This is a genomic window from Limisalsivibrio acetivorans (assembly GCF_000421105.1).
GTDB lineage: Bacteria > Chrysiogenota > Deferribacteres > Deferribacterales > Geovibrionaceae > Limisalsivibrio > Limisalsivibrio acetivorans.
Map to the genome: position 1 here is coordinate 556,883 of NZ_ATWF01000002.1, position 22,653 is coordinate 579,535.

General features: G+C 49.6%; 24 protein-coding genes. 11 read left to right on the top strand and 13 right to left on the bottom strand.

Annotated features, from left to right (window positions below; translation table 11 throughout):
* Positions 1-46: 46 nt before the first annotated feature.
* From K300_RS0113805 to K300_RS0113830, 6 genes are all read right to left on the bottom strand, one after another.
* Entirely contained in the window at positions 47-556 is a 510-nt protein-coding gene (locus tag K300_RS0113805; RefSeq protein WP_022852270.1) for a hypothetical protein, read from the bottom strand.
* Between the two features lie 62 nt (positions 557-618).
* Positions 619-1,284, bottom strand: a complete 666-nt coding sequence (locus tag K300_RS0113810) for a cytochrome c biogenesis protein (RefSeq protein WP_022852271.1) — start codon at positions 1,282-1,284, stop codon at positions 619-621.
* Between the two features lie 4 nt (positions 1,285-1,288).
* The gene (locus tag K300_RS0113815; RefSeq protein ID WP_022852272.1) at positions 1,289-1,966 is read right to left on the bottom strand and encodes a heme exporter protein CcmB; all 678 of its coding nucleotides are present in this window, start codon (positions 1,964-1,966) and stop codon (positions 1,289-1,291) included.
* Positions 1,966-2,673, bottom strand: coding sequence for a heme ABC exporter ATP-binding protein CcmA (gene ccmA, locus K300_RS0113820; protein ID WP_022852273.1), 708 nt, complete (start codon positions 2,671-2,673; stop codon positions 1,966-1,968). Before ccmA ends, K300_RS0113815 begins: the two co-directional genes overlap by 1 nt.
* On the bottom strand, positions 2,666-4,606 hold the full coding sequence (locus K300_RS0113825) for a heme lyase CcmF/NrfE family subunit (RefSeq protein ID WP_155827630.1): 1,941 nt from the start codon (positions 4,604-4,606) through the stop codon (positions 2,666-2,668). The genes ccmA and K300_RS0113825 overlap by 8 nt, the downstream gene beginning before the upstream one ends.
* Positions 4,607-4,723: 117 nt before the next feature.
* On the bottom strand, positions 4,724-5,134 hold the full coding sequence (locus tag K300_RS0113830; RefSeq protein ID WP_022852275.1) for a cytochrome c maturation protein CcmE: 411 nt from the start codon (positions 5,132-5,134) through the stop codon (positions 4,724-4,726).
* 99 nt (positions 5,135-5,233) lie between these two features.
* Between K300_RS0113830 and K300_RS0113835 the strand changes: the two genes are divergently transcribed.
* The 5 genes from K300_RS0113835 (at position 5,234) to K300_RS0113855 (ending at position 9,191) form a co-directional block, all read left to right on the top strand.
* Complete coding sequence (locus K300_RS0113835) at positions 5,234-5,974, top strand: cytochrome c biogenesis CcdA family protein (protein ID WP_022852276.1); 741 nt, start codon at positions 5,234-5,236, stop codon at positions 5,972-5,974.
* 143 nt (positions 5,975-6,117) lie between these two features.
* Complete coding sequence (locus K300_RS0113840) at positions 6,118-6,867, top strand: YebC/PmpR family DNA-binding transcriptional regulator (protein ID WP_022852277.1); 750 nt, start codon at positions 6,118-6,120, stop codon at positions 6,865-6,867.
* A gap of 5 nt (positions 6,868-6,872) precedes the next feature.
* Positions 6,873-7,361 (top strand): crossover junction endodeoxyribonuclease RuvC, encoded by a 489-nt coding sequence (ruvC, locus tag K300_RS15790; RefSeq protein ID WP_022852278.1) that lies wholly within the window; start codon positions 6,873-6,875, stop codon positions 7,359-7,361.
* Between the two features lie 5 nt (positions 7,362-7,366).
* A complete protein-coding gene (gene ruvA, locus K300_RS0113850) occupies positions 7,367-7,933 on the top strand; it encodes a Holliday junction branch migration protein RuvA (RefSeq protein WP_238320683.1) in 567 nt (188 codons plus the stop codon).
* Positions 7,934-7,976: 43 nt separating this feature from the next.
* On the top strand, positions 7,977-9,191 hold the full coding sequence (locus K300_RS0113855) for an AAA family ATPase (protein ID WP_022852280.1): 1,215 nt from the start codon (positions 7,977-7,979) through the stop codon (positions 9,189-9,191).
* Here the strand turns inward: K300_RS0113855 and K300_RS0113860 are convergent.
* Genes K300_RS0113860 through K300_RS0113870 form a run of 3 tightly spaced genes read right to left on the bottom strand, consistent with a single transcriptional unit; the run spans position 9,188 to position 13,666 of the window.
* Positions 9,188-10,672 (bottom strand): PAS domain S-box protein, encoded by a 1,485-nt coding sequence (locus K300_RS0113860; protein ID WP_022852281.1) that lies wholly within the window; start codon positions 10,670-10,672, stop codon positions 9,188-9,190. The two genes, K300_RS0113855 and K300_RS0113860, sit on opposite strands and share 4 nt — an antisense overlap.
* The gene (gene glnD / locus K300_RS0113865) at positions 10,608-13,199 is read right to left on the bottom strand and encodes a [protein-PII] uridylyltransferase (protein WP_022852282.1); all 2,592 of its coding nucleotides are present in this window, start codon (positions 13,197-13,199) and stop codon (positions 10,608-10,610) included. The genes K300_RS0113860 and glnD overlap by 65 nt, the downstream gene beginning before the upstream one ends.
* Positions 13,200-13,201: 2 nt before the next feature.
* A complete protein-coding gene (locus K300_RS0113870; protein ID WP_022852283.1) occupies positions 13,202-13,666 on the bottom strand; it encodes a flagellar basal body-associated FliL family protein in 465 nt (154 codons plus the stop codon).
* A 176-nt stretch (positions 13,667-13,842) separates the two neighbouring features.
* Between K300_RS0113870 and K300_RS0113875 the strand changes: the two genes are divergently transcribed.
* From K300_RS0113875 to K300_RS15800, 6 genes are all read left to right on the top strand, one after another.
* The gene (locus K300_RS0113875; RefSeq protein ID WP_022852284.1) at positions 13,843-14,052 is read left to right on the top strand and encodes a hypothetical protein; all 210 of its coding nucleotides are present in this window, start codon (positions 13,843-13,845) and stop codon (positions 14,050-14,052) included.
* Complete coding sequence (gene mtaB, locus K300_RS15795; RefSeq protein WP_022852285.1) at positions 14,049-15,314, top strand: tRNA (N(6)-L-threonylcarbamoyladenosine(37)-C(2))-methylthiotransferase MtaB; 1,266 nt, start codon at positions 14,049-14,051, stop codon at positions 15,312-15,314. The genes K300_RS0113875 and mtaB overlap by 4 nt, the downstream gene beginning before the upstream one ends.
* Positions 15,296-16,954, top strand: a complete 1,659-nt coding sequence (locus K300_RS0113885) for an FAD-dependent oxidoreductase (RefSeq protein WP_022852286.1) — start codon at positions 15,296-15,298, stop codon at positions 16,952-16,954. Before mtaB ends, K300_RS0113885 begins: the two co-directional genes overlap by 19 nt.
* Positions 16,955-16,965: 11 nt before the next feature.
* Positions 16,966-17,844, top strand: coding sequence for a phosphoribosylaminoimidazolesuccinocarboxamide synthase (locus K300_RS0113890; RefSeq protein WP_022852287.1), 879 nt, complete (start codon positions 16,966-16,968; stop codon positions 17,842-17,844).
* 145 nt (positions 17,845-17,989) lie between these two features.
* A complete protein-coding gene (locus tag K300_RS0113895; protein WP_081647017.1) occupies positions 17,990-20,017 on the top strand; it encodes a flagellin N-terminal helical domain-containing protein in 2,028 nt (675 codons plus the stop codon).
* Between the two features lie 18 nt (positions 20,018-20,035).
* Positions 20,036-20,275 (top strand): hypothetical protein, encoded by a 240-nt coding sequence (locus tag K300_RS15800; protein WP_022852289.1) that lies wholly within the window; start codon positions 20,036-20,038, stop codon positions 20,273-20,275.
* Positions 20,276-20,307: 32 nt separating this feature from the next.
* Here the strand turns inward: K300_RS15800 and hypD are convergent, their stop codons facing one another.
* The 4 genes from hypD to K300_RS16850 all read right to left on the bottom strand — a co-directional run bounded on the left by hypD (position 20,308) and on the right by K300_RS16850 (position 22,473).
* Positions 20,308-21,390 (bottom strand): hydrogenase formation protein HypD, encoded by a 1,083-nt coding sequence (hypD, locus tag K300_RS0113905; RefSeq protein WP_022852290.1) that lies wholly within the window; start codon positions 21,388-21,390, stop codon positions 20,308-20,310.
* On the bottom strand, positions 21,387-21,626 hold the full coding sequence (locus tag K300_RS0113910) for a HypC/HybG/HupF family hydrogenase formation chaperone (RefSeq protein ID WP_022852291.1): 240 nt from the start codon (positions 21,624-21,626) through the stop codon (positions 21,387-21,389). Before K300_RS0113910 ends, hypD begins: the two co-directional genes overlap by 4 nt.
* Before the next feature lie 4 nt (positions 21,627-21,630).
* Positions 21,631-22,230, bottom strand: coding sequence for a rhomboid family intramembrane serine protease (locus tag K300_RS0113915; protein ID WP_238320676.1), 600 nt, complete (start codon positions 22,228-22,230; stop codon positions 21,631-21,633).
* A 78-nt stretch (positions 22,231-22,308) separates the two neighbouring features.
* The gene (locus K300_RS16850) at positions 22,309-22,473 is read right to left on the bottom strand and encodes a hypothetical protein (protein ID WP_022852293.1); all 165 of its coding nucleotides are present in this window, start codon (positions 22,471-22,473) and stop codon (positions 22,309-22,311) included.
* Positions 22,474-22,653 lie beyond the last annotated feature (180 nt).

The following is a 22,653-nucleotide window of genomic DNA, read 5'->3' on the forward strand; positions in this document are numbered from 1 at the left end:
GAGTATCTATAGCGTTTCGGTGGTATTAAGGCAAGGGAAATCTGTTCTACTCGGCATCCAGCTCATCAAAGGCATCCTCAGCCCGCTTATGGGTGAGGGCTGTTTTTGCCTCGGCAATGCGCTTCGTTTCATAATCAAGTATGAGCGCCTTATCTATGCACGATTTGCCGAAGGTACGCCCGGATTCCTCGTCGTACTCAATTTGTTCATGGCGGATATTACCACGTACGAAAAGGGGGAGATCCCGATCCTTTGTGAGTGCGAGAAGGAAGTCCTTCTCCTCATCGGATGTTATATCCCTGTACTCACCCTGTATAACAATGTCCAGCAGTTCGGCTATGCGGTTTTCCATCTTCCGAACCGCTCCGGTTCTGACCTGCTCCACAGCCTCATGCTCAGATTTTGCAGAGGTGAATACGCAGACCTTGGAACGCTCCTCCACGTAATACCAAGAAGGTGCGCCGTCTATGGCCACATTGGGGGTTGCAACGATATACGCCTTAAAAAGGAGTGCGGCCAAAGATTTAACCACGGAAAGGGCGAGAGATTCTATCATCTGCTGAAACTCCTGCTAACGAGATTCAGAGCTAAGGGATCATATCCAGATGTTCAGATAAACTATTCTCCGCTCATCTTAAGGGCATCGATCCTTCTCTCCATAACCGCCAGAGCTGTTCGCTTGGAGAGAAGAGCAAAATAGAGTATCGTAAATGCTATCACAGAGAATATAAGCGCCTTAAGCATATCGGGATGAAGACCGCCACCACCCTTCTGCATAACATTGGGGTGGATGGTGCGCCACATCCTGATAGAGAAGTATACCACCGGAACATCGAGAAAACCGATTATTCCCACTGCGGCGGCGAACCTTGCACGCTTGCCCGGCTCATCGATGAATTTGCGCAACATAAGATAGCCCATATAGATAAACCAGAGGATCGTTGTTGTTGTTAGTCTCGGATCCCATGTCCACCAAACACCCCATGCGGGCCTTGCCCATATGGGTCCGGTTATCAGCACGATGGTACAGAAGAGGAGCCCTATCTCCGCAGAGCTTGCCGCCACATCGTCGAAGGTGAAGGAATCCTTTACGAGGAATGCGATACTACAGATGAATGTCACAAAGAAAGCAAAGAATGACAGCCAGGCACTGGCCACGTGGAAGTAGAATATCTTCTGCACAGCCCCCATAACACGCTCTTCGGGAGCGAAGATAAACGCCATATAGAGTGCGCCGAGTATGGCAATAACTGCTGCAATATCAAGGATCCTGTCTTTGTTCATATCACTATTCCTCTACAATGAAGTCAAACACGGCGAAGATAACCGCCGTAAAGATAATATCGAAAATAGCCACAAGCTTCAACCACATGAATGCCTCGGAGGTGTCCCTTCCCATGACAAACACGTTAAGTGACTGCACAGAAGCAAGAATCACCGGCACAAGAATCGGAAGAAGCAGAAGGGGGAGCATAACCTCCCTAGTACGTGTGTTCACCGAAATCAGTGAGAATATTGTACCCAGCACCGCAAACCCGTAAGTTCCCAGTAAGAAGGTTACAAAGGTCCATATGCCGCCGCCGAAGAGATTCACGTTGTAAAGAACCGTAAAAAGCGGGATGGTAATGATCTCCACGATGGCGATGAAGGTGAAGTTACTAATGACCTTGCCGAAAAAGACCGCACTCTTATCCACAGGAGCGAGCATGAGGGCGTTCAGGTTGCCACCCTGCACCTCGGTCATCATCGATTTATTGAGCCCGAGAATACCGGCGAAAACGATGGACATCCATAGAATGCCCCCCACCGTCTCCTCTTTTGCGGAGCTTCCCGGCTCGAAAACGAAGCTGAAAACGATAACAACGAGCAGGGAGAAGATGAGCATGGAGTTCACCACCTCCCTCGATTTCAGCTCCTCGATGACGTCCTTGCGGAATATGTTGTATACCGTTGAGAAGTATCCCATCAGCCCACCGCCCTGAGATAAACATCCTCAAACTCACGCTCGGGTATATTGTTCTTATCCTCCATAAGGGTGAAGCGACCGCTCTTCATAACAGCGATGCGAGAGGCTAGCTCATACCCCCTGGGGAGGTTGTGGGTAACCATTACGATGGATTTATTTCTGGTGAACTGCTCCCTCAGGATCCCCGTAAGCACCATGGAGGCGTGCTGATCAAGGCCTGTGTAAGGTTCATCGAGCAGTATTATATCGGGGTCGTGGATTAATGCTCTGGCAATGGAGAGTCTCTGGAGCATACCCCTAGAAAAGGTTCTTACACGATCGTGCTTGCGGTGGGAAAGCTCAACACGTTCAAGGATCTCTGCAATGCGGTCACTCAGTTCCTTAACCCCGTAGAGCCTTCCGTAGAAGTCAAGATTCTCTCTGGCTGTGAGGTTTTCATATAGATAGGGCTGGTGGGATATTATCCCGAAGTGCCTTCTGAAATCATCCTTCAGCTTTTTGAGAGGTGTGCCTTCGAAGAGTATATCCCCTTCGGTGGGTTTGGTAAGAGTGGAGAGGAGCTTGAGGAGGGTGGACTTCCCCGCTCCGTTCGGTCCAAAAACCGAGAGGAACTCCCCCCGGGCGAGAGTAAAACTCACGCCTCGGAGGGCCTCTGTATGTCCGTATCTTTTCTTTACTTTATCAAGTTCAAAGATAGCCTCAGCCATCTTTTCTCCTGTCGGAGATTGCATAAGCTCCGCCCAGGCACATTATAGCGCAACCGATCCATATCCACACAATGAGCGGCTGGAACACCGCCTGTATGCCGATATAGTTGTCCGGCTTGGAGTAGCTGGCGAGGATGAGGTAAAGATCACCCTTAAGCTTGGAGTGGATGGCAACCTCCGCCCAGGCCTCTTCGTTGTTTACGTAGTATCTTCTCTGGGGAGCAAGGGTGACGACCTTTTTACCGGTTTCCTTATTAACAACCTTCACCGGTGCAAACACCGCTGTAAAGTTACGTCTCTCGCTGAACCGGAGATCGCCGACTTGCATCTCGTATTTGCCGAAGTCAAAGGATTCACCCGGTGCCACAACGGCCTCGGTCTTCGCATTATAGAAGGATGATGCGATGATTCCGTATGCCATTATAACCACTCCGAAATGAACAAGAAGCCCGCCGTAGTGCCTTCTCTGCTTAAGAACCACCCCGGGACCGTTCTGCTTCATGGACATGAACACCCTTGTAAGGATGGAGCCGAGAGAGAGAGTTGTGAAGCAAGCAAGAACAAGGGGGAGCACGCCGGTATAGCCGTTCATCGCCATAAGCACAGGCACGATAACCGCAAGTACCGCAGCAGGTGTGAGCCATTTAAAGAACTCCTTCCCAGCACTCTTGCCGTAGGAGACAAGGGGAGCTATACCCGCCAGCACAAGGATGAGCATAAAGAAAGGGGAGGATACCTTGTTGTAGTACGGTATTCCCACCGTGAGCTTTTTGGCCACAAAGTTCTCTTTCACCGAAGGGATAATTGAGAGCACGTCGTAAACCATCTCTGAGATGATAGGCATAATCGTACCGATTACGATAACAAAGGTGAGCCCTGTAAAGAGCCAGTTTGCTATGAAGAAAAGCCCCTCCCTTGAGGTGAAGTTAAAGTCCTTTTCATCGCCGCTCTCTTCCACAGCTTCCTTGTGGGTAAAGTACACCGCAAGGTAGCCTATAATGATAAAGAGCATATAAACAATAAAGAACGAACCGAGGTTTGACTTACCGAAGGAGTGGACAGAGTCCATAATACCGCTTCGGGTAAGGAACGTTCCGAATATGCATAGAACATATGATGTCATTATCATCATATGAGTCCAGGTCTTAAGTTTACCCCTGTTCTGGAACATGTAGGCAGAGTGCAGGAACGCCGTTGCTGTGAGCCATGGGAAGAGGGAGGCGTTCTCAACGGGGTCCCATGCCCAGTATCCGCCCCAGCCGAGCTCAACATATGCCCACTGTCCGCCGAGGACGATACCGATGGTGAGGAAGATCCACGTGATCATGCTCCAGCCCCGGGTACTCTTAACCCAGTTAGGGGAGGCGTCCCTTGTCAAAAGAGCTCCAAGGGAGTGACCAAGGATAATTGTGAAGCCCACAAATCCCACGTAAAGTGTCGGCGGGTGGTATATCATCCCAGGGTTCTGCAGAAGGGGGTTCATACCCATACCGTCTCTTGGCATGAAATCCAGCTCTGCAAAGGGGTTGGTTACGAATGTTGTAAGAATAAGAAAGAATGTGGTGGTCAGAGCTACTGTGAGAAAAACAGAGCTTCTGTAGCGTACGCCGTAGCCTTTGATGCGGAAAAGCTCTATAAAGCCGAAGAGTGCCGCAAGAAGACCCCAGAACAGAAGCGAACCGGCCTGACCAGCCCAGAAAGCACTGAGCTTGTATATCATGGGGAGCCGGAGGTCCGTATATTGAGCAACATACTCTATTTTGAAATAGCTTGTCACAAGAGCAAACATGAGAACAACGGAAGCAAGTGTCATAAACGCAGTCTGCGCCATGAGCATAACACTTCCTATTTTATCATAGAGAGGATTTTCCTCCCGTATACCACTGAAAAAGAAATAGATTGCACCCGCTCCAGAAATCAGAGCAAGTATCATAAGCAGAAATCCAGCTCCGCCCACAGATCACCTCGTTAATAAAAATTTTCGATTCTTAGACTACCTAACTAGTATGAAAAGGTATAGTAGAAAAAGTTTTGGCAAATTTCAAATTATTTAGGAAGCATCCTCTGCATCAACTTCATATTTTGAAGGGCACTTCGTGAGAAGGGTCTTCGCAACGAAGACATCGTTCTCTATATCGTAGTTACCCTCGAGGATTACATGGATGTCCTCTTTGAATGTATCGGGTATGATACCCTTATAATCAACCTTCATGCTCGCTCCACCTTCGACATCTTCAACATCAAAGACGAGGTGCTGGTTTTTAACATCCTTATTAACTGTTCCGGGAATAACCGCACCGCTCACACGCATGCCTTTCTTATTCAGCTCCGCCGGATTCTCAAGCACCTCTTTAACTTCGAGGTAATAAACGGTGTCCGAACTGAAGCCAGAGAAGAGAAGAAAACCTACAGCAACTATTATAACCGCCGCTGCGGCAAATATTTTTGAGTTTTTGTTCATTACTGCGCCGCTCCGATATTAAAATTATGATTTGACAATTTTGAATTATAATGTACATAATCTCTCCGCTTATCAAGAGGAAATGTTGTAAATATTGTTATGAACGAAATCGGAATGATGACCGCATTTGCGGCAGGAATACTTTCTTTTCTATCACCATGCGTGCTTCCGCTTCTCCCGGGATACCTCTCCTTTCTGTCGGGGGAAACCATCGACACCCTTTCGGCGGGTGAATCGAAGAAGGCGAGGATGAAGGCGTTCCTTGGTGCTGTATTCTTCGGTCTGGGCTTCCTGCTTGTCTTCGTTCTCCTCGGTGCTGGAGCGACAAAGATAGGCCAGCTCCTCGGGGACTACAAGGATATACTAGGACGCATCGCCGGTGCTGTAATCATCATCCTCGGTCTTCATATGATGGGCATCTTCCGCATCAACACATTGCTGATGCAGAAGAAATGGAACTACACCAAGAAGGGCAGCTCCCCGTTCTTTATACAGGCCTTCCTCCTAGGCGTTGCCCTTGTTTTCGGATGGACACCCTGTCTCGGCCCTGTACTAGCGGGAATCATAGGCATGGCCTCCCAGCAGGATACGGTTACGCAGGGGATAATGCTTCTCGTGGCATACGGCTTCGGGCTCTGGATACCCTTTCTCATCTCCGCCCTTGCGGTGGGCTTTGTTATCTCCGGCCTTAAAAAGGCTGGCAAGGTTGTGATGTGGGTAGAGAAGATAGCTGGTGCGCTTCTTGTTGTCATCGGATTTCTCATGCTCACAAATATGATGCAGGTCATCAGCGTTTGGCTTGTGCAGACATTCCCCATACTCGGCTCCATCAATTTCTAATACCAGAACCCGCTCTCATATATATATGAACTTTAAACTTCCACTAAGGGGCGTTTTTGCCTATAATGCCCCCTGCCGAATTTCCGGCACTTAAATCATATGAATGAATAAACTCATAATATAATAATTTTGGAGGCATAGATATGGCCGGACACAGTAAATGGGCGAATATCAAACACAGAAAAGCCGCTCAGGATGCCAAGAAGGGCAAGGTTTTCACCAAGGTCGCAAGGGAGATTACCGTTGCGGCAAAGGAGGGGGGCGGTGATCCCGAGATGAACCCCCGTCTCAGACTCGCCCTCGACAAGGCAAAGCAGGTGAACCTCCCCAAGGACAACGTTGAGAGAGCGATAAAGAAGGGAACAGGTGAAGGCAGCGAGGCCTCCTTCGAGGACGTGACCTACGAGGGCTACGGTCCCGCTGGCGTTGCAATCCTCGTTCAGACCCTTACAGATAACCGTAACAGAACCGTTTCCGAAGTACGCAGCACCCTTACAAAAAGAGGGGGAAGCATGGGCGAGGCGGGAAGCGTTGCCTGGGTTTTCGACAAGAAAGGTTTCATTGAGATAAAGGCAGAGGGTGTAAACGAGGAAGAGCTTATGGAAACTGCCCTCGAAGCCGGCGCAGAGGACTTCCGAGAGGACGGCGATGTATTCGTTGTGGAGACAGCCGTCGGCGACTTCCTCAGTGTGAAGGAGGAGCTTGAGAGCAAGGGCTACACCTTCGACTACGCAGAGATAACCATGAAGCCCTCCAACACCGTGCCGATAGAGGGTGAGGATCTTAAGAAGCTTATAGCCCTCACCGATGCCCTTGAGGACCTTGACGATGTTCAGGAGGTTTTCTCCAACTTCGAAGCGGACGATGCCGCCATGGCATCCCTCGAGGACTAAGCCTTTTGTCTGTTGTTGTATTAGGCGTCGATCCCGGGCTGAACTGCACCGGGGTCGGCTTTGTACGTGCATGGCCCGGCAAGGTGGAATACATCCATCATGCTGTCATCCGCACAAACAGCAAGGACACCCTCCCCCACCGCCTTGGTGTTATATGCTCCAATCTGGGGGACTTGATAGATGAATACAAGCCGGAGGTATCCTCCGTTGAGGATTTCTTCCACTCGGTAAACCCTAAAAGCGCCATGCTCCTCGGCCAGACCAGGGGAGCTATAATAGCCACTCTCCTCTCAAGGGAGCTTCCCGTATACGAATACACAGCCCTGCAGGTAAAAAAGTCCGTTGTGGGGTATGGAAAGGCGGAGAAGAGCCAGGTTAAGAAGATGGTGGAGGTGCTTCTGGGTATAAATATGGGCAAGGTTCCTCTCGATGCCACCGATGCACTCGCCTGCGGAATCTGCCTTGCACTGAACATTACAGGGAGGCGGTTTTGATATACATGGTAAAGGGGAAGCTCATAGAAAAGACCCCCGAAAGCGCTGTTATAGACACCGGCGGTGTCGCCTATGAGGTGGGTGTATCTATGCAGACCTTCGCCGCTCTCCCGGAGAAAGGTGAGGATACAGCCCTGTTCACCATCCTCAACGTCCGCGAGGACAACATGTCCCTCTTCGGCTTCCTGAACATGGAAGAGAAGAAGCTCTTTCAGCAGCTCACATCCATATCAAAGGTTGGCCCGAAGCTCGCCATGAGCGTTCTTTCCGGACTCGATACCGAGCGTTTCCGTCAGGCTGTGGTAAACGGTGATGCCGCCAGAATAAGCTCCATACCAGGCATAGGAACCAAGACCGCCGAGCGGATTATCCTCGAGCTTAAGGATAAGTTCCACAAGGTTTTCACCGATTCACCCGAAGCGGAGGCATCGGGGAGCGAGGATATCGCCAGCGCCCTTGTTAACCTCGGCTACAGCCGAAAGGATGCGGATAAGATGCTCCGTTCCTTCTACGACCCCGCCCTCCCCTTTGAGGAGAACCTTAAAAAGATACTCAAAGAGCTTTCAGGCTGATTCTACCGTTGCTTTCAGGGGATTATTAAAGTAATTATACCCCATGGCAGGATACATAGAGTTCTACGGTTTCACCGAAGCACCCTTTAAGATAACACCCGATGTGGATTTCTTTTACTCCTCCCCCTCCCACAGGGATGCGCTCCTCTCCCTTGAGTATATGATCGAGTCCGACGAAGGCTTTATGGTGATAACCGGTGAGCCGGGGATGGGCAAAACCATCACCATCCGTAAGTTCATAAACGAACTTGACGAGAAGACCGAATACGCCTATATCCTCTTCCCCAGCCTCAAACCGGAGGAGATGTTCAGGGCTGTGCTGGAGGACTTCGGCATAGACTGCGGCGGGCACGCCTCCAAAAACAAGCTTTTCGGCGACCTGCGTGATTTTCTCATCGAGAAGAAGCAGGCTGGAAAGAAGGTGCTTCTCATCATAGACGAGGCGCAGAACCTGCCTGTACAGACCCTTGAAGAGCTCCGCATCATATCAAACCTCGAAACAGAGAAGAGTAAGCTCATCCAGATTATCCTCACAGGCCAGCCCGAACTTGACACAAAGCTAGCCTCCAGAGAACTGCGTCAGCTTAAGCAGAGGATAACCGTTTCCACCCGCCTCGGCTTCTTCGATCCGAAGGAGACGGGGAGCTACATTCGCTTCCGTCTTGCAAAGGCTGGAGGGGGCGGAATCACCATTGAGGATGGTGCTGTAAAGGCTGTCCATGTGGCATCCGGCGGAAACCCGAGGCTTATCAACATCATCATGGAACGTGCTGTTATGGCCGCCTTTATAAATAACGAGCGTGTCATCAAGAAATCCCATGCCCTCAAGGGGGCCGAAAGTGCCGAGCTGCACAAAACATCCCCCCTCCGCTTTCTCCTGCCCTCAGCCGCCGGGATACTGGGCATTGCAGCCGGAATCCTGTTCTTTATCTACAGCACAGGGGAGAAAGGAGTACCTGCCAGTGCTCAAGCGACTGCTGTAAAACAGGTTCAAACAACCGAAACCATCGACACCCCTCCAGAGGAGGCAGCGGTAGCAATAGAAGAAGAGCCCGCAACGATGGGTTTAGTGGAGGCTTCGAATCTCAATGTTCGAAAACAACCCGCCCTGAATTCAGACAAGCTCTTATCCATTCCCATGGGAACGGAGGTTGAGATACTCGAAGAGAGGGAGGGGTGGCTAAGTATCCGGTTCGACACGGGCTCACTCAGCGGAAAAGGGTGGGTAAGCGAAAACTACATCGGCAGGCTGAACTAATACTCGAGGGTAATAACTATCCCCCCATTCTCCTTCTCAAGATGGAAGCTCCCTCCGTGCTTCTCCTGTATAACGTTTGCAATCACAATCCCCCAGTAGTCGAAACTCTGGCTGAGCATGTGGTGGTTCCAAGGCTGACACATCGTCTCCAGAATAGGCTCAGGAACATCAACATTCGGCAATGATACCTGTACGATAAATCTCCCCCCCTCGACCCGCATACTCATATTGTAAACAAGGGGGAGCTCATCGGCGAAGAAACGTATCGTATCCTTTATGATGTAGCAGAGACCCAGTTTCAGAAAGTTCTTATTCGCCTGGGCCCGGAATGAGCCGCTATAGCCGTTGGTGAAGTTTATCTCGTAATTGTCTGTGTAGTTATAAAGGAAGGCGGAGAAGGCCTTCTCGAACGTCTTTTCCCTGAGGGATCTTATGAGGTCGGCATAGAACTCGGGGAGGTTAACGTAATCGCTGTGTTTGAGGCTTATCACATTGGTGTAATCATTATAGCCCGTGACTATCTCCTCGATAAGCTTGCATTTATCATCAACAATACGCCACCGATGCTTGAGACTGTCCGTCTCGGAGGTCTCCCTGCGGATCTTGTTGATAAAGCCGCCGGCAACGGTAAGGGCGTTAAGGATATTATGGGAAAGGTGCCTTGAAAAGCCAGCCACGATAGCCTTTTCCTCAAGCTGTTTCATCTGCCGCTCAAGCTCCACACGCTTGCTGATATCCTGGAAGATGATCTCGTAATGAAGCTCATCCCCCTGAATCTCGGTGATGTACCCCTGAATGTCGAAATACTCTCCATTCCGGTTCATCAGCTTTGTGGTCATCTCCGCCGCCCTTGCTCCATGGATTTCGGAGAGAATCTCCATAAAACGCTCCCTGTCCTCCTTGGTAATAAGCTCCACAAAGTTCATCCCGATGCTCTGCTCACCGTTGAATCCTGTGGTATCCTCGAAGCGGATGTTCGTGAAAACGATTGTACCGTCGGTATTTATCTCGACAATACTCTCCCCGGCGGAGTTGATTATATTCTCGAGCTTATTCTTAAGAAACTGGATCTGGCTGTTCTTGTTCTCGATGAGGTTATAAAGCTCCACAAGACCTTTGTTTGCCTCGGAGAGGAGTGCATTCTGCTCCTGGAGAGAGCTTATCTTGGCAGCCCTGGGTGAAACGGAGTAGCTCTTTGCCAGCATCTGGATCCGCTCAACGATGAACTCCGGCCTGATATCGGGGGATATTGTAACGCATCTATCAGAATCTTCGTTTACCAGTAGTATGTTAAGCTTGCCGCTATGTGTTTTATCAACGGAGTCGGTTATAATAATATCAGCCGTATCTGTTGCGGCTTCGAAGGGAAAGTTGTCCTCAAGAAAAGTGTTTAATCCGGGGTTATCCCCTAGATCCTTATACAGGCGAACTTTCAAGTTCCTGTATGAGTTCATCCCGGATAGCTTCGAGGGTTCTTTCATCGGTGATCTTTTCTCCGTTCATATCTGTTAGGTAGAATGAATCCACCACCCTGTCGACGTCTGTGGAGATCTTCGCTTTTATAAGATTAAGTCCAAGTCTTCTGAATACCCCAAGTATTATATAAAGCAGCCCGAGGCGATCCTGGGTGAAGATATCCAGTATCGTATACTGGTGGGACATTTCATTATCAAAAACAACCTTATCCTTCTTCGAAAAGGAGGGTGAGGTTTTCGGCACAGCATAGGAACTTTTGCTTTTCAGGGTTTCATGGATATCGATGTTACCCGCAACGGCATCCATAACCCTTTTTATCATATTTTTCTCCTTCTCTTCCACATTGTCTGTGGAGTTCCATGGATTATCCACCATAAGAGTGTCTATGGCGATCCCGTTGGGAAGGGTATATATCTGTGCCCAAAGGATATTAAGTCCCAGAGAGGAAAGCGCACCCGCCATTCTGCGCAGAACACCTGCGAAATCCCTTGTGCAGAGTGTTATCTCAATACCCCTTAGATCGTTTCTATGCTCGAGCTCAACTTCGATGGGATTGTCGTCGCTGACCCTTTCCGCCTGATGAATATAGCGGACTATATGCCCCACAGCATTGGAGTAGAGGAACTCATCGTCCAGCCCGGCGGCGACCTCCTGTAGATGGGGTTCCTTCTCAAGACGGTCTGCGATCTTCTCCCGCTTCCTGAGAACGATCTTCTCAAATTCCTTCTCGATATCCTCGTTGGCGAGTCCGTGCATCCCCTTGGCGTAAAGCTCTGTGAGCAGACTGTTTCTCCATTTATTGAAGGTTTCTCCCCCTACGGCGTTCATATCCGCATAGGTGAGAAGAAAGAGGATACGCAGCTCATCCTCGTTGTTTATGAAGCTTGTGAAGTAGTTGATAACCTCGATATCGTGGAGGTCCCTCCGCTGGGAAATCATGCTCATAAGGAGGTGATGGAGCACCATGTTGGCAACGGTGTCAGTATCGTCCATGCTCATCCCCAGTCTTCGGCAGATTATCCTGCTCATCCGCATTCCCACAATCGAATGGTTCTTACCCTGCCCTTTGCCGATATCATGCAGGAGGATTGAGAGGGCCAGAAGATCCTTGCGCCCAAGCTCGCTTATAACCTTCTGATAAGGCGAAAGATGTGGGGGGAGTGATGAGCTGAGCTTGTCGATATATGTGAGTGCGAGGAATGTATGCTCGTCAACGGTGTAGTGGTGGTAGTAGTCGAACTGGGGCTTACAGACGATCTCCTCGAACTCCGGTATCATGGCCTGCAGAACGCCCGCTTTGGCCATCCTTGTGCATATCTCCCCCGCTTGGGGAAACCTTGATATCGCCTTAAGAAAGAGTTTTCCGTGCTCCTTTATGTATGTTCCATCAATAAGATAAAGGTTTTCTCTTATGGTATCAAAGGTGGAATCGGATATCTTGAGCCCCTTTGCCGCAGCGTAGAGAAACACAGAGATAAGCCTCTTCGGCTTCTCTTCAAAGACACTCTTGTTCTTGAGGGTGAGCTTGTTGGCATACTGCAGAAACCCTTCACCGATGTCGACCTTGTAGGTTCTGCCGGTGTTAAACTTCCGCATGGTCATCTCAGAAAGGGCTCTGTTGATAACCTTCTCCGTTATCTCGGCGATGGTCTTGGCGGTGATGTAGTAGTTGCGCATAAAGCTTTCCACGCCGAGGGCGCTTGCTGTGTTGGAGTATCCCAGATTCTCAGCGACCTCCCGTTGTGCCTCCATGTTGAGAACATCGTACTTGCGCCCATGGCAGTAGTGGAGCTCGTTGCGGACACGGTATATGAACTCCGAGTGGAGCATAAGCTCATCGTATTCATCCACCGTCAGCATCTTATGCTTTATCAGCTCGGTTAAATTATCGGTTTTGTAGAGGATCTTGCAGATCCAGTATATGGTGTTGATATCACGCACACCGCCGTTGCTCTCTTTTATATTAGGCTCAAGGCGGTATATAGAATCACGGAACTTTTTGGAACGGTTTCGCACCCCATCAATCTTCATAAGGAGGAACTCGTTTACCCCTTTCTCCGCAATTCGGTCGTTCATGACGGTGAGGAATGCGTCGTAGATCTTCTCTGTGCCGGCAAGGAAGCGGTTGTCTATGAAGGATGTACGCACAACCTCATCCTCAAGGGCGGCTCTGGCCACATCCTTAACATCCTTAATCTGGATACCCGGATTAGTGCCCATATCCCAAAGGTCGGTGGTGAAGAGGTTTATAAACTCCTTCTGCTTTGACTTCAGCCTTCCCTTGTGAAGAATAAGGAGGTCTATATCGGACTGAGGGGACATCTGCCTTCTGGCGTAGCCGCCGAGGGCAAGAACAGCGATACCCTTCGCATAGCTCTCATGCTTCTCCACCAGCTTTATGATAGCCTCATCCACAAGGCTCGTTATACTGTCAAGGATCTGCCAGGAAGTTAAGCTTCTGTCCCTGCTTTGTATTTTTATATCGTTCCAGCTGTTCCAAAAGCTCTTCTTAAAATCTAGAATATCAACCATCTTTAATCATACACAAAGTTTTCGAAATATACGTTATCTATTTTATCTGTATTGTAGTATTCGCCCAGGCTCTGCCTTATGCTGTTCTTAACCTGCATCTTCCCGTCGTCATCACGCACATTGATATTCTGGGCGGTGGAGAGGGCGTTTGTTATAACCTTGGCTGTGTGATCCTGATTCTCTGTCATTTTATCAGCAAGGTCCTCGTTCTTCGTTTCAATGGACAGGTCCATGCGTATATACCGCCTGCCTGTGGGGTCGGAAACGCTGGTGACAATATCCTTAAAACGGACATGATAGCTCTCCCCAGCCTCCTCCTTCTCCGCCTTATACTCATCAAAGGGGTTTTCATTGGGGCCTGTGAATGCGGAAATGGACATACCGAGATTGTCTTTGTAGTTGACAACAAAGAAGATAGCCAGAGCAATTACAATAAGGATGACCACAGTTCCGATTTTGATCTTCATACTCATACACTAATACCAAATCATTAGATTTTATTAAACAAAAACCCTTCCATTTTCAAAATAAAAGATATATCTTTTTCCAGCAGGTAAAGTGCGATCTTTAGGTAACTTCTCAAACAAGCTGAAATGATTGCAGAAAAAGAAAAAGGCACCCGCATATGCGGGTGCCGTTTTAAATGTATCGTACAAAACCTACAGGGGAATATTCAAAAAAACAAAAGGCCTGCCCTATTATCATGTACGGATTAACTGAGAAAAGAAACCAGCTCCTGAAAAAACCCGTTTTGGAGAAGCTTAGCTCTTTTAAAAAAGCTTTAGCTCCCGCCTGGGATAATTTCCCGCTTCCCGCACTAAATATGGGCGCAATGGGACAACTGACCCAATGACCACATTCATATATACATTCGGATGCAAAGTAAATCAAGTGGAAAGTGAGCATTTTCTGAACAGGGCGGAGACTGCCGGCCTGCAAATATCTGACAGACCGGAAGATGCAGATTCCATAATTCTCAACTCTTGCGCCGTAACCGAAAGGGCGGTGAACAAGCTCCTATCCCTATTACGCAAAATAAAACGGAACAACCCTGATATTAAGCTCCTTGTAACCGGATGCGCTGCTGAGATGCTTACAGAGAAGCTGAAGGAGAGCGGTGCGGATATCGTTGTCACAAACACGGGGAAGAAAGACGTAATCCAGTACCTTACAGAGAACAGGGACTTCCTCGCACCCATAGAATCGAGAACGGGGCTCGATATCGGCTACACACCGATGAAAAGTCGCACCAGGGCCTTTGTCAAGATACAGGATGGCTGCGATTCCTTCTGCTCATACTGCATCATACCCTCACTCCGTGGGAAGCCTGTGAGCAAACCTATGGAACAGGTGATCGATGAGGTAAAGGGTCTCATATCTGAAGGCTACAGGGAGATCGTACCCGTCGGTATCCATGTGGGCAAATACGGGAGGGATCGTGGTGAGAACCTGCTGGATCTCCTGGAGAGACTCGCCTGCATTGCGGGTGATTCCCGAATCCGTCTCACATCCATAGAGGTAAACGAGCTTGACGAAAGGCTAATCCCGCTGATGAACTCAGGCAAGGTGTGTCCGCATCTCCATGTTCCGATCCAGAGCGGCTCCCGGAGCGTCCTCAAAAGGATGAACAGGCATTACACTCCAGAAGAATACCTTGAAAAGACCCGGCGCTTCAAAGAGCAGGTTAAAGACCTGACCCTCGGTGGTGATGTGATAACAGGTTTTCCGGGAGAAACCGAGGCGGAGGCGGCGGAAACCGAAGAGCTTATACGTTCTGCCGGTGTTGATTTTTTGCACGTATTCCAATATTCTGACAGGGAAGGAACCCCGGCTTCAGCCATGCCGGATAAGGTACACTCCTCTGTGAAGAAGGCCCGGGCGGCAAACCTGAGGGAACTCGGCGAAGAGCTGAAGAACAAAACCGCCTTATCCATGAGGGGAAGAGTGCTGAGGGTTCTTGCACAGAATGACGGTTCCGGACTAACGGATAACTATTTCGAAGCGGAGCTCCCCGCAGATTGCCAAAAGAACACCTTCTACGGCATTGATGTTCGGGAGGTCTCCGAACAATCGTTCCTCAAAGGAGAAGTTTTTCCATGGACAACAGAAAGATAGTAGTCATAGGCGGCGTGGCGGCGGGAGCCACTGCGGCGGCAAAGGCGAGAAGAACATCCGAAGATGCCGATATATCCCTGCTTGAGAAGGGGAAATATATTTCCTTCGCAAACTGCGGGCTCCCCTACTACACAGGGGGAACAATAGAATCCAGAAACAAGATACTTCTGCATACACCAAAGAGCTACGGCGGACGTTTTAATGTGGACGTAAACGTAAACACCGAGGCCGTTGATATAGACCGGAAGGCAAAGAAGGTCCTCCTTTCCTCAAAGGAGGGTGAAGGGGAGATAGAATACGACAGGCTTATAATCGCCGTCGGCGGTAAAATGATAATCCCCCCAATCGAAGGAATAGACAACACACCCTACTTCACCATGCGCACCGTGGAGGATGCGGACAGCGTTAAGGAATTTATTGAGAAGAGCAAACCCAAGTCCGCAGTGATCATCGGCGGCGGGTTTATCGGCGTTGAAACTGCCGAAGCAATGCTCCACTGCGGTCTTGAAACCACCATAGTCGAGGCAAAGCCCGAGATAATGCCAAACCTCCCCCAGGTTGTGGCAATGAACCTGCGTGAGTATATCGAAAACTCCGGAGTCTCCGTAAAAAGGGGCGTATTCGCCTCCAAGGTCGAGAAGGATGGAGGGATCAAGGTCAGCCTCAGCTCCGGTGAAACCATCGAAACGGATATGCTTTTCCTCTGCACAGGGGTACTCCCCAATACAGATCTGGCCGAAAAGGCTGGGCTCAGGATCGGGGAAACGGGTGGCATATGGACCGATGATACGATGCGCACCAGCGATCCGGAGATCTATGCCGCCGGAGACGCCGTTGAGAAACTGAACAGGATCACAAGAAAGAAGGTCCTTCTCCCCCTTGCAGGCCCTGCAAACAGAGAGGGGAGGACAGCTGGATACAACTCCGTAACCGATGGAGATGTGAAGTTCCCCGGCGTTATCGGAACATCCATAGTCGGCTTCGGCGAATACTGCGCCGCATGCACAGGGCTTACCTATGAAAAAGCACTAGAAGCCGGCTACGATGCAGAATACGTATACACCGAAGATGCGGACATCTCTGAATACTATCCCGGGTTCAACTTTATATTCCTTAAAACGGTCTATGAGAAAAAGACCGGTAAGATCCTCGGTGCGGCGGCATCGGGTAAAACCGGGGTAGACAAGCGGATAGACTGCATAGCCACCGCCATTACAGGGGGGCTCACCGTATACGATCTGGAGCACCTCGAGCTGGCATACGCTCCCCAGTTCGCAGCCGCCAAGGACAACCTGAACCTTGCGGGTTTTGCCGCATCAAACCGTTTGCGGGGAACTGGCTATATCATAACCCCAGAGGAAATGCTTGAAATTCTGCGCAAAGAAAAGGATACTCAGCTTGTTGATGTTCGCACAAAAATGGAATACAGGCACGGACGCATCGACGATGCCGTTAATATTTATGTAAATGAACTCAGAAAAAATCTGGACAAGATAGATAAAAGCCGCCCCGTATACCTGTATTGTGCAGTAGGATTCCGCGGGTATATAGCCCTTAGAACCCTCAGAAACCTCGGCTACGAGGCATATAACATAACGGGCGGGATAGAGGCTTTTAACCGTATCAAGAAAATACTATAGGAGCTTTGTTAATGAAAGAACTGCTGAAGACAGACATGCCCGACCTTGAATTTATGGGAAGCGGAAAGGTAAGAGACATCTACGACCTGGGCAATGAGCTTCTCATTGTTACCACAGACAGGCTATCTGCCTTTGATGTTATCCTCCCCAACGGAGTACCCGGAAAGGGAAAGGTGCTCACGAAGCTGAGCGAATACTGGTTCAGGCACACCGAGGATATCGTGAGTAACCACCTTATAACCACCGATATCCTCAAGATGCCCGAGAAGGTTCAGAAGTATGCGGATCAGCTTGAGGGGCGCACAATGCTCGTTAAGAAGGCGAAGCCATTCCCCGTTGAATGCGTTGTAAGGGGATATATCACCGGTTCGGGATGGAAGGACTACAAGAAAACCGGCGCAGTTTGCGGAATCGAGCTTCCGGGCGATCTCCAAGAATCCCAGCAGATCGAACCCCCCATATTCACCCCCGCAACCAAGGCGGATGTAGGGGATCATGATGAGAATATCTCCTTTGAAAGAATGACAAACATAGTCGGCAGCGATATGGCCGAGAAGCTCAAGAGCCTCACGATCTCCGTTTACGAAAAGGCCAGAGACATCGCCCTCTCCAAGGGTATCATCATTGCGGACACCAAGTTTGAGTTCGGCGTATACAATGATGAGATTATCCTCATAGACGAGGTTCTCACACCCGACTCATCCAGATTCTGGTTCAAGGAGAAGTACGAGCTGGGCAAGCCCCAGGAAAGCATGGACAAGCAGTTTGTGCGCAACTACCTCGAAACCCTCGACTGGGACAAAACAGCACCCGGCCCCGTTCTCCCCAGAGAGATAGCCCTCTCCACGGCGGAACGCTACGAAGAGATAATGAACATACTCATGAAGTAATACACAGGCCTCCCGAGCGGAGGCCTTTTTTTTGCCCCAAACCCTTGCCGGACACTTCACGCAGGTCCGGTTCCCATGTTTCTTTTCGAAGAATGTAAATAACGCTAAAGTTTTCCCGAATCAGGACGATATGTAATCTGCAAGGATGCATAATTTCCAACATGGAAGTGCTGGTAAAGGTGCGTCCATGCTTACCATCGGCTATAACGCCGCCGCTCAAAAAGTCTCTAATTACATTCAGAGGCAGAGCGATGCGGTAAACACTTCTATACAAAGGCTTTCCACCGGGCTTAAGGTTAACTCCGCTTCGGATGATCCGGGGGATATCTCCTTCATCAACAGGTTTTCTGCGGCCATCGATTCCCAAAGAAGGCTTGTCACAAATATTCAGGATAACATCAGCCTCCTGCAGACTGCGGACTACTCCGTATCCGGCACAAACGGGATATCATCCCTACTTTCAACTATCAGGGAGAAATCCCTGGCGGCAACGAACTCTACGCTCACATCCCAGGATAAGCTTAACCTCCAGACGGAGATCGAAGAGCTTATTGATGAGATCGACCGGATAAGCGCATCCACCGAGTTCAATACTCGCAAGCTGATAAACGGCGATTCGGGAGGTAAGGTTACCCCCTCTTCATCCTCCATCGACGGATACGCCATTGGTCCTGTCAGCTCAAATACCTACGAGATAACAAACATCGAAGGGGCGAGCTACCACCAGCTTAAGAACGAAACCGCCTCCTCCGGAGCCCACGAGTTCGGCAGCGACTTCAACTATACCGAAACCGTAGTCACATCCTCAGCCAATGTTTCCGTCAGCGCCGGTAACGCCACATCCTCCGAGACCTACACCCTCGTTTTCGACGGAGCCAGCAGTTTCGATGTCTACGATGATTCCGGCACCCATATAACTTCCGGCAGTACGGGCACAGCCTTCACAGTAAGCGGGCTGGATGTTACCGTAAGCGCAGGGAGCACCTACGCTTCGGACTATAAGGTCAACTTCACCATGACCTCCGGAGCGCCTGGATTCACAGAGATATACGACGGCAACTCGGGGAGCTCCGCAGCAGCAACCCTGGACAATACGGACTGGGACGCTGATGCAATGATGAACTCCCGCTTCTACATTAAATACGACTACGACGGAAGCACACTCAGCTACGCCGCCTTTGACACCGATGACAACCAGATGGGGAGCTGGGTCTCCGCAGGCTCCACCTTCACAGCCTACTCCGGCTCCAAGCTTTCCGGAAGCTCCTTCGACTTCGACACCACAGGAACAACCAAGGGGGATATATGGGAGGTGGACTTCGGAACCTTCGCATCCCTGCAAAGCGCCGGCGGCACACTCAGCATTTCCACTGCAGACTCCGGTTTCAGCATCGGCTACGACGGGGATGATCAGCTTTCGGATATCGTCTCCAGAATTAACGAGCTCGGCGATGGAACAGCGGAGGCGGAGCTAGTGGAATCCGACGTGGACGGCACATATATAAAGATAACCTCCGCCGAAAAAGGGGATGAGGGAAGGCTCCGTGTTTACGATACCAGCGGTGACCTCGCAAGTACCCTCGATATCTCAGAGATAGAGGATACCGGAAATGATGCATCCATAACACACGACGGACACACCTACACATCCTCCACGGGCTACTTCAACAACGTTATAGATAACGTTAAGATAGAGGTTAAGGACGAGGCCGATACAGAAAAGGCGTTCCTGAGCGTTGCGGACAAATCTCTGGTTAGCCCCACAAACATCCGCGGAGGAAGCGACTTCACCCTCTACATCAGCGAACTGACACCCGAAGCTCTCGGCCTCAAAAACGTCTCCGGCGAATACGCCATCGATGTAACAAGCACCTCCGGTGCAAACGATGCCCTTACCCTTATGGATGAAACCATCGAAAGAGTATCAGGCGAAAGCGCCCGTATCGGCTCCATGATGAATGCTCTGGACCATCATATAGGATACATTGAGGACACACGCCTCGCCTATGAGGAGACCTACGACAACCATACGGCTGTGAACTACGCAGACGAGCTTACAAGGCTAACGGAGAACAGACTTCAGCTTGAGTCCGCCTCGGCTATGCTTGCGCAGGCAAACCTTTATCCATCCAAGGTTATGGCGCTTCTGGGGCTGACATCAACAGGTTCATAGATTTAAAAGGAGGACAGTATGCAGGTAAACAACAGTAATGCGGCGGACAGGGCGCAGTCCGCACAGCAGAGCAAAGAGATGCGTGCTGAGCAGCAGGAAAGAATGCAAAGGCTCAGAGAAGAGCGCATGGAAGAACAGAGAAGAACCGAAGAACGAAGGGAAAAAGAACGTATTGAAAGGGATGAAAAGGCCCGGGAAGCCAGAGAGAGCAGAGGCTCTGATAATGGCAGGGGCGGCAGCCTCGACCTGATGGGCTGACAGTTTAAAGGGGGGCTTAGTGCCCCTCTGTTTTATCTTTCGTATTTATAATAAGCAGAACAAGACCCTTCCGATGAAACCATGCACGGCCCCACAGGGTTAACTGGCGTGCAGGCATCGCCAAACAAAGGGCACTCTTTAGGACTCATCTTACCCTTCAGAACATCGCCGCAACGGCAAACGTCTATGTCATACACTCCGCTGGATTCTATCTCGAAATACCTCAGAGCATCGAAACTTGAATACTCATCATTAAAGCGAAGACCGCTACCCGGGATACTTCCAAGCCCCCGCCAATCGGTATCCTCTTTCCTGAAAACCTCGTCCAGAAGCCCAAGCGCCTTTGGGTTTCCTTCCGGTCTCACAACCCTGGGATACATATTCACCACAGATGCAGATCCGCTGTTTGTCTGCCTTATAAGCTCAAGAACAGATGACAGGATATCCAGAGGTTCAAAACCGGTCACCACAGCACCGATACCCCTCTCAGCAACGGGTTCATATATAGAAAGCCCCGTTATTACAGATACATGCCCTGGACACACAAAACCGTTGATTCCCAAACTCTCATCATCAAGCAAAACCTGCAGAACCTCGGGGACGGTCTTGCTGTAGGGTGTTATATACAGGTTCTCTACACCCTTCATACGGGCACTCTTAGCCAATGCGGCAGAGGTAGGGGCTGTGGTTTCAAAACCGATACCGAGGAATACAAAATCCCTCTCCGGCTCCTTCACAGCCATAGCTAGAGTATCAAGAGGGGAAAAGACTATGCGAATATCCTTCCCCTCGCTCCTCAGCTTCTGCAAACTCTCCCCGTTACTTCCGGGAACCCTCAGCATATCACCAAAGGTTACGATAACAGCCTCCTCCGCCATACGGAAAACCGCATCTATCTCCCACTGGGGTGTCACACAGACAGGACAGCCCGGTCCGCTCACAAGCTCTACATTATCAGGGAGCAACGAGCGGATACCAAACTTCGATATCGCCATGGTATGGCTTCCGCAAACCTCCATGAACCTGTAGCGCTCATCGGAGCAAACCTCTTTATGGATTGCATCAACGAGCCCCTTTGCGGTCTCTCTATCCCGAAACTCACTGACAAATTTCACGCAAAGTCCTCTTCGTCCATATTAAAAGCAATATCTCTAAGGGTTTCCAGCGTCTTCTCCGCCTCCTCAGGATCCATCTTAGCTATGGCAAAACCTGCATGCACCATGACAAAATCACCCGGCGCAACTTCGTCGGTGAGCATCATTAGCGATACCTCACGCTTCGTACCCTCAATGTCCACAATGGCGCCAAACTCATCCATCTCATCTATCTTACCGGGGAAACCTAAGCACATATATCTACCTCACTCCTAATTCGCTGTTTTTTCGCATAGCCACCCACACGGCTAGGGCCAGTCCACCTACAAATCCGCCTACATGGGCCCACCATGCAACACCGCTACCCATAGTTCCGGCGGCAGAACCGTTCATGAACTGTATAAAAAACCATAGCAGAAGGAATATCACTGCGGGTATATCAACGAATGTGATAAAGAATATTATTATTAGCAGGGTCTTAACCTTTGCGTGAGGATAAAATATCAGATATGCGCCCATAACACCAGCAACCGCTCCGCTTGCTCCCACCATAGGAACCGTTGATCCGGGGAACATAATAACCTGCGTAACCGCCGCAAAAAGGCCAAGACCTAAATATGCCAGGATATACTTGAAGTGCCCCAACCTGTCCTCAATATTATCACCGAATATGAACAGAAAATACATATTCCCTAGGATATGCATAAAGTTACCGTGGATGAACATGCTCGTAAATATGGGGCGGACAGAATCAAGGACAAACGAGTCCGGATTCAGCACACGCTTAGGAATAAGCCCGTACTCGTAGAAATACCAGCCCTTCTCAGGTCCGATACCCGGCTGATATACAAATATCAGCACATTAATTATAATTATCGCCCAGTTTACATACGGGAAGGTGCTAGACGGAATATTGTCTTTAATTGGTATCAAGTTACCTTACCTTAATATATTTATGGAATCTTCCATCCATGGAAATTCCATTGCCGTTACGCTCGGCAAAGCCTTCGCTTCACTTACTTCCGGCTGCATAAATTGAATACAATTCAATTTAATTCCGCCTTCAGGCTTTCCATCTATATAATCTGGGAAATTCATCATCATGAGAATTTCCCTGACGTTACGCTCGGCAAAGCCTTCGCTTCACTTACTTCCGGCTGCATAAATTGAATACAATTCAATTTAATTCCGCCTTCAGGCTTTCCATCCATGGAAAGCTATATTCTATACAACCATCATATACTTCATGGGTTTTTGAGGGGTCTTAGGGGAACTTTGTTCCCT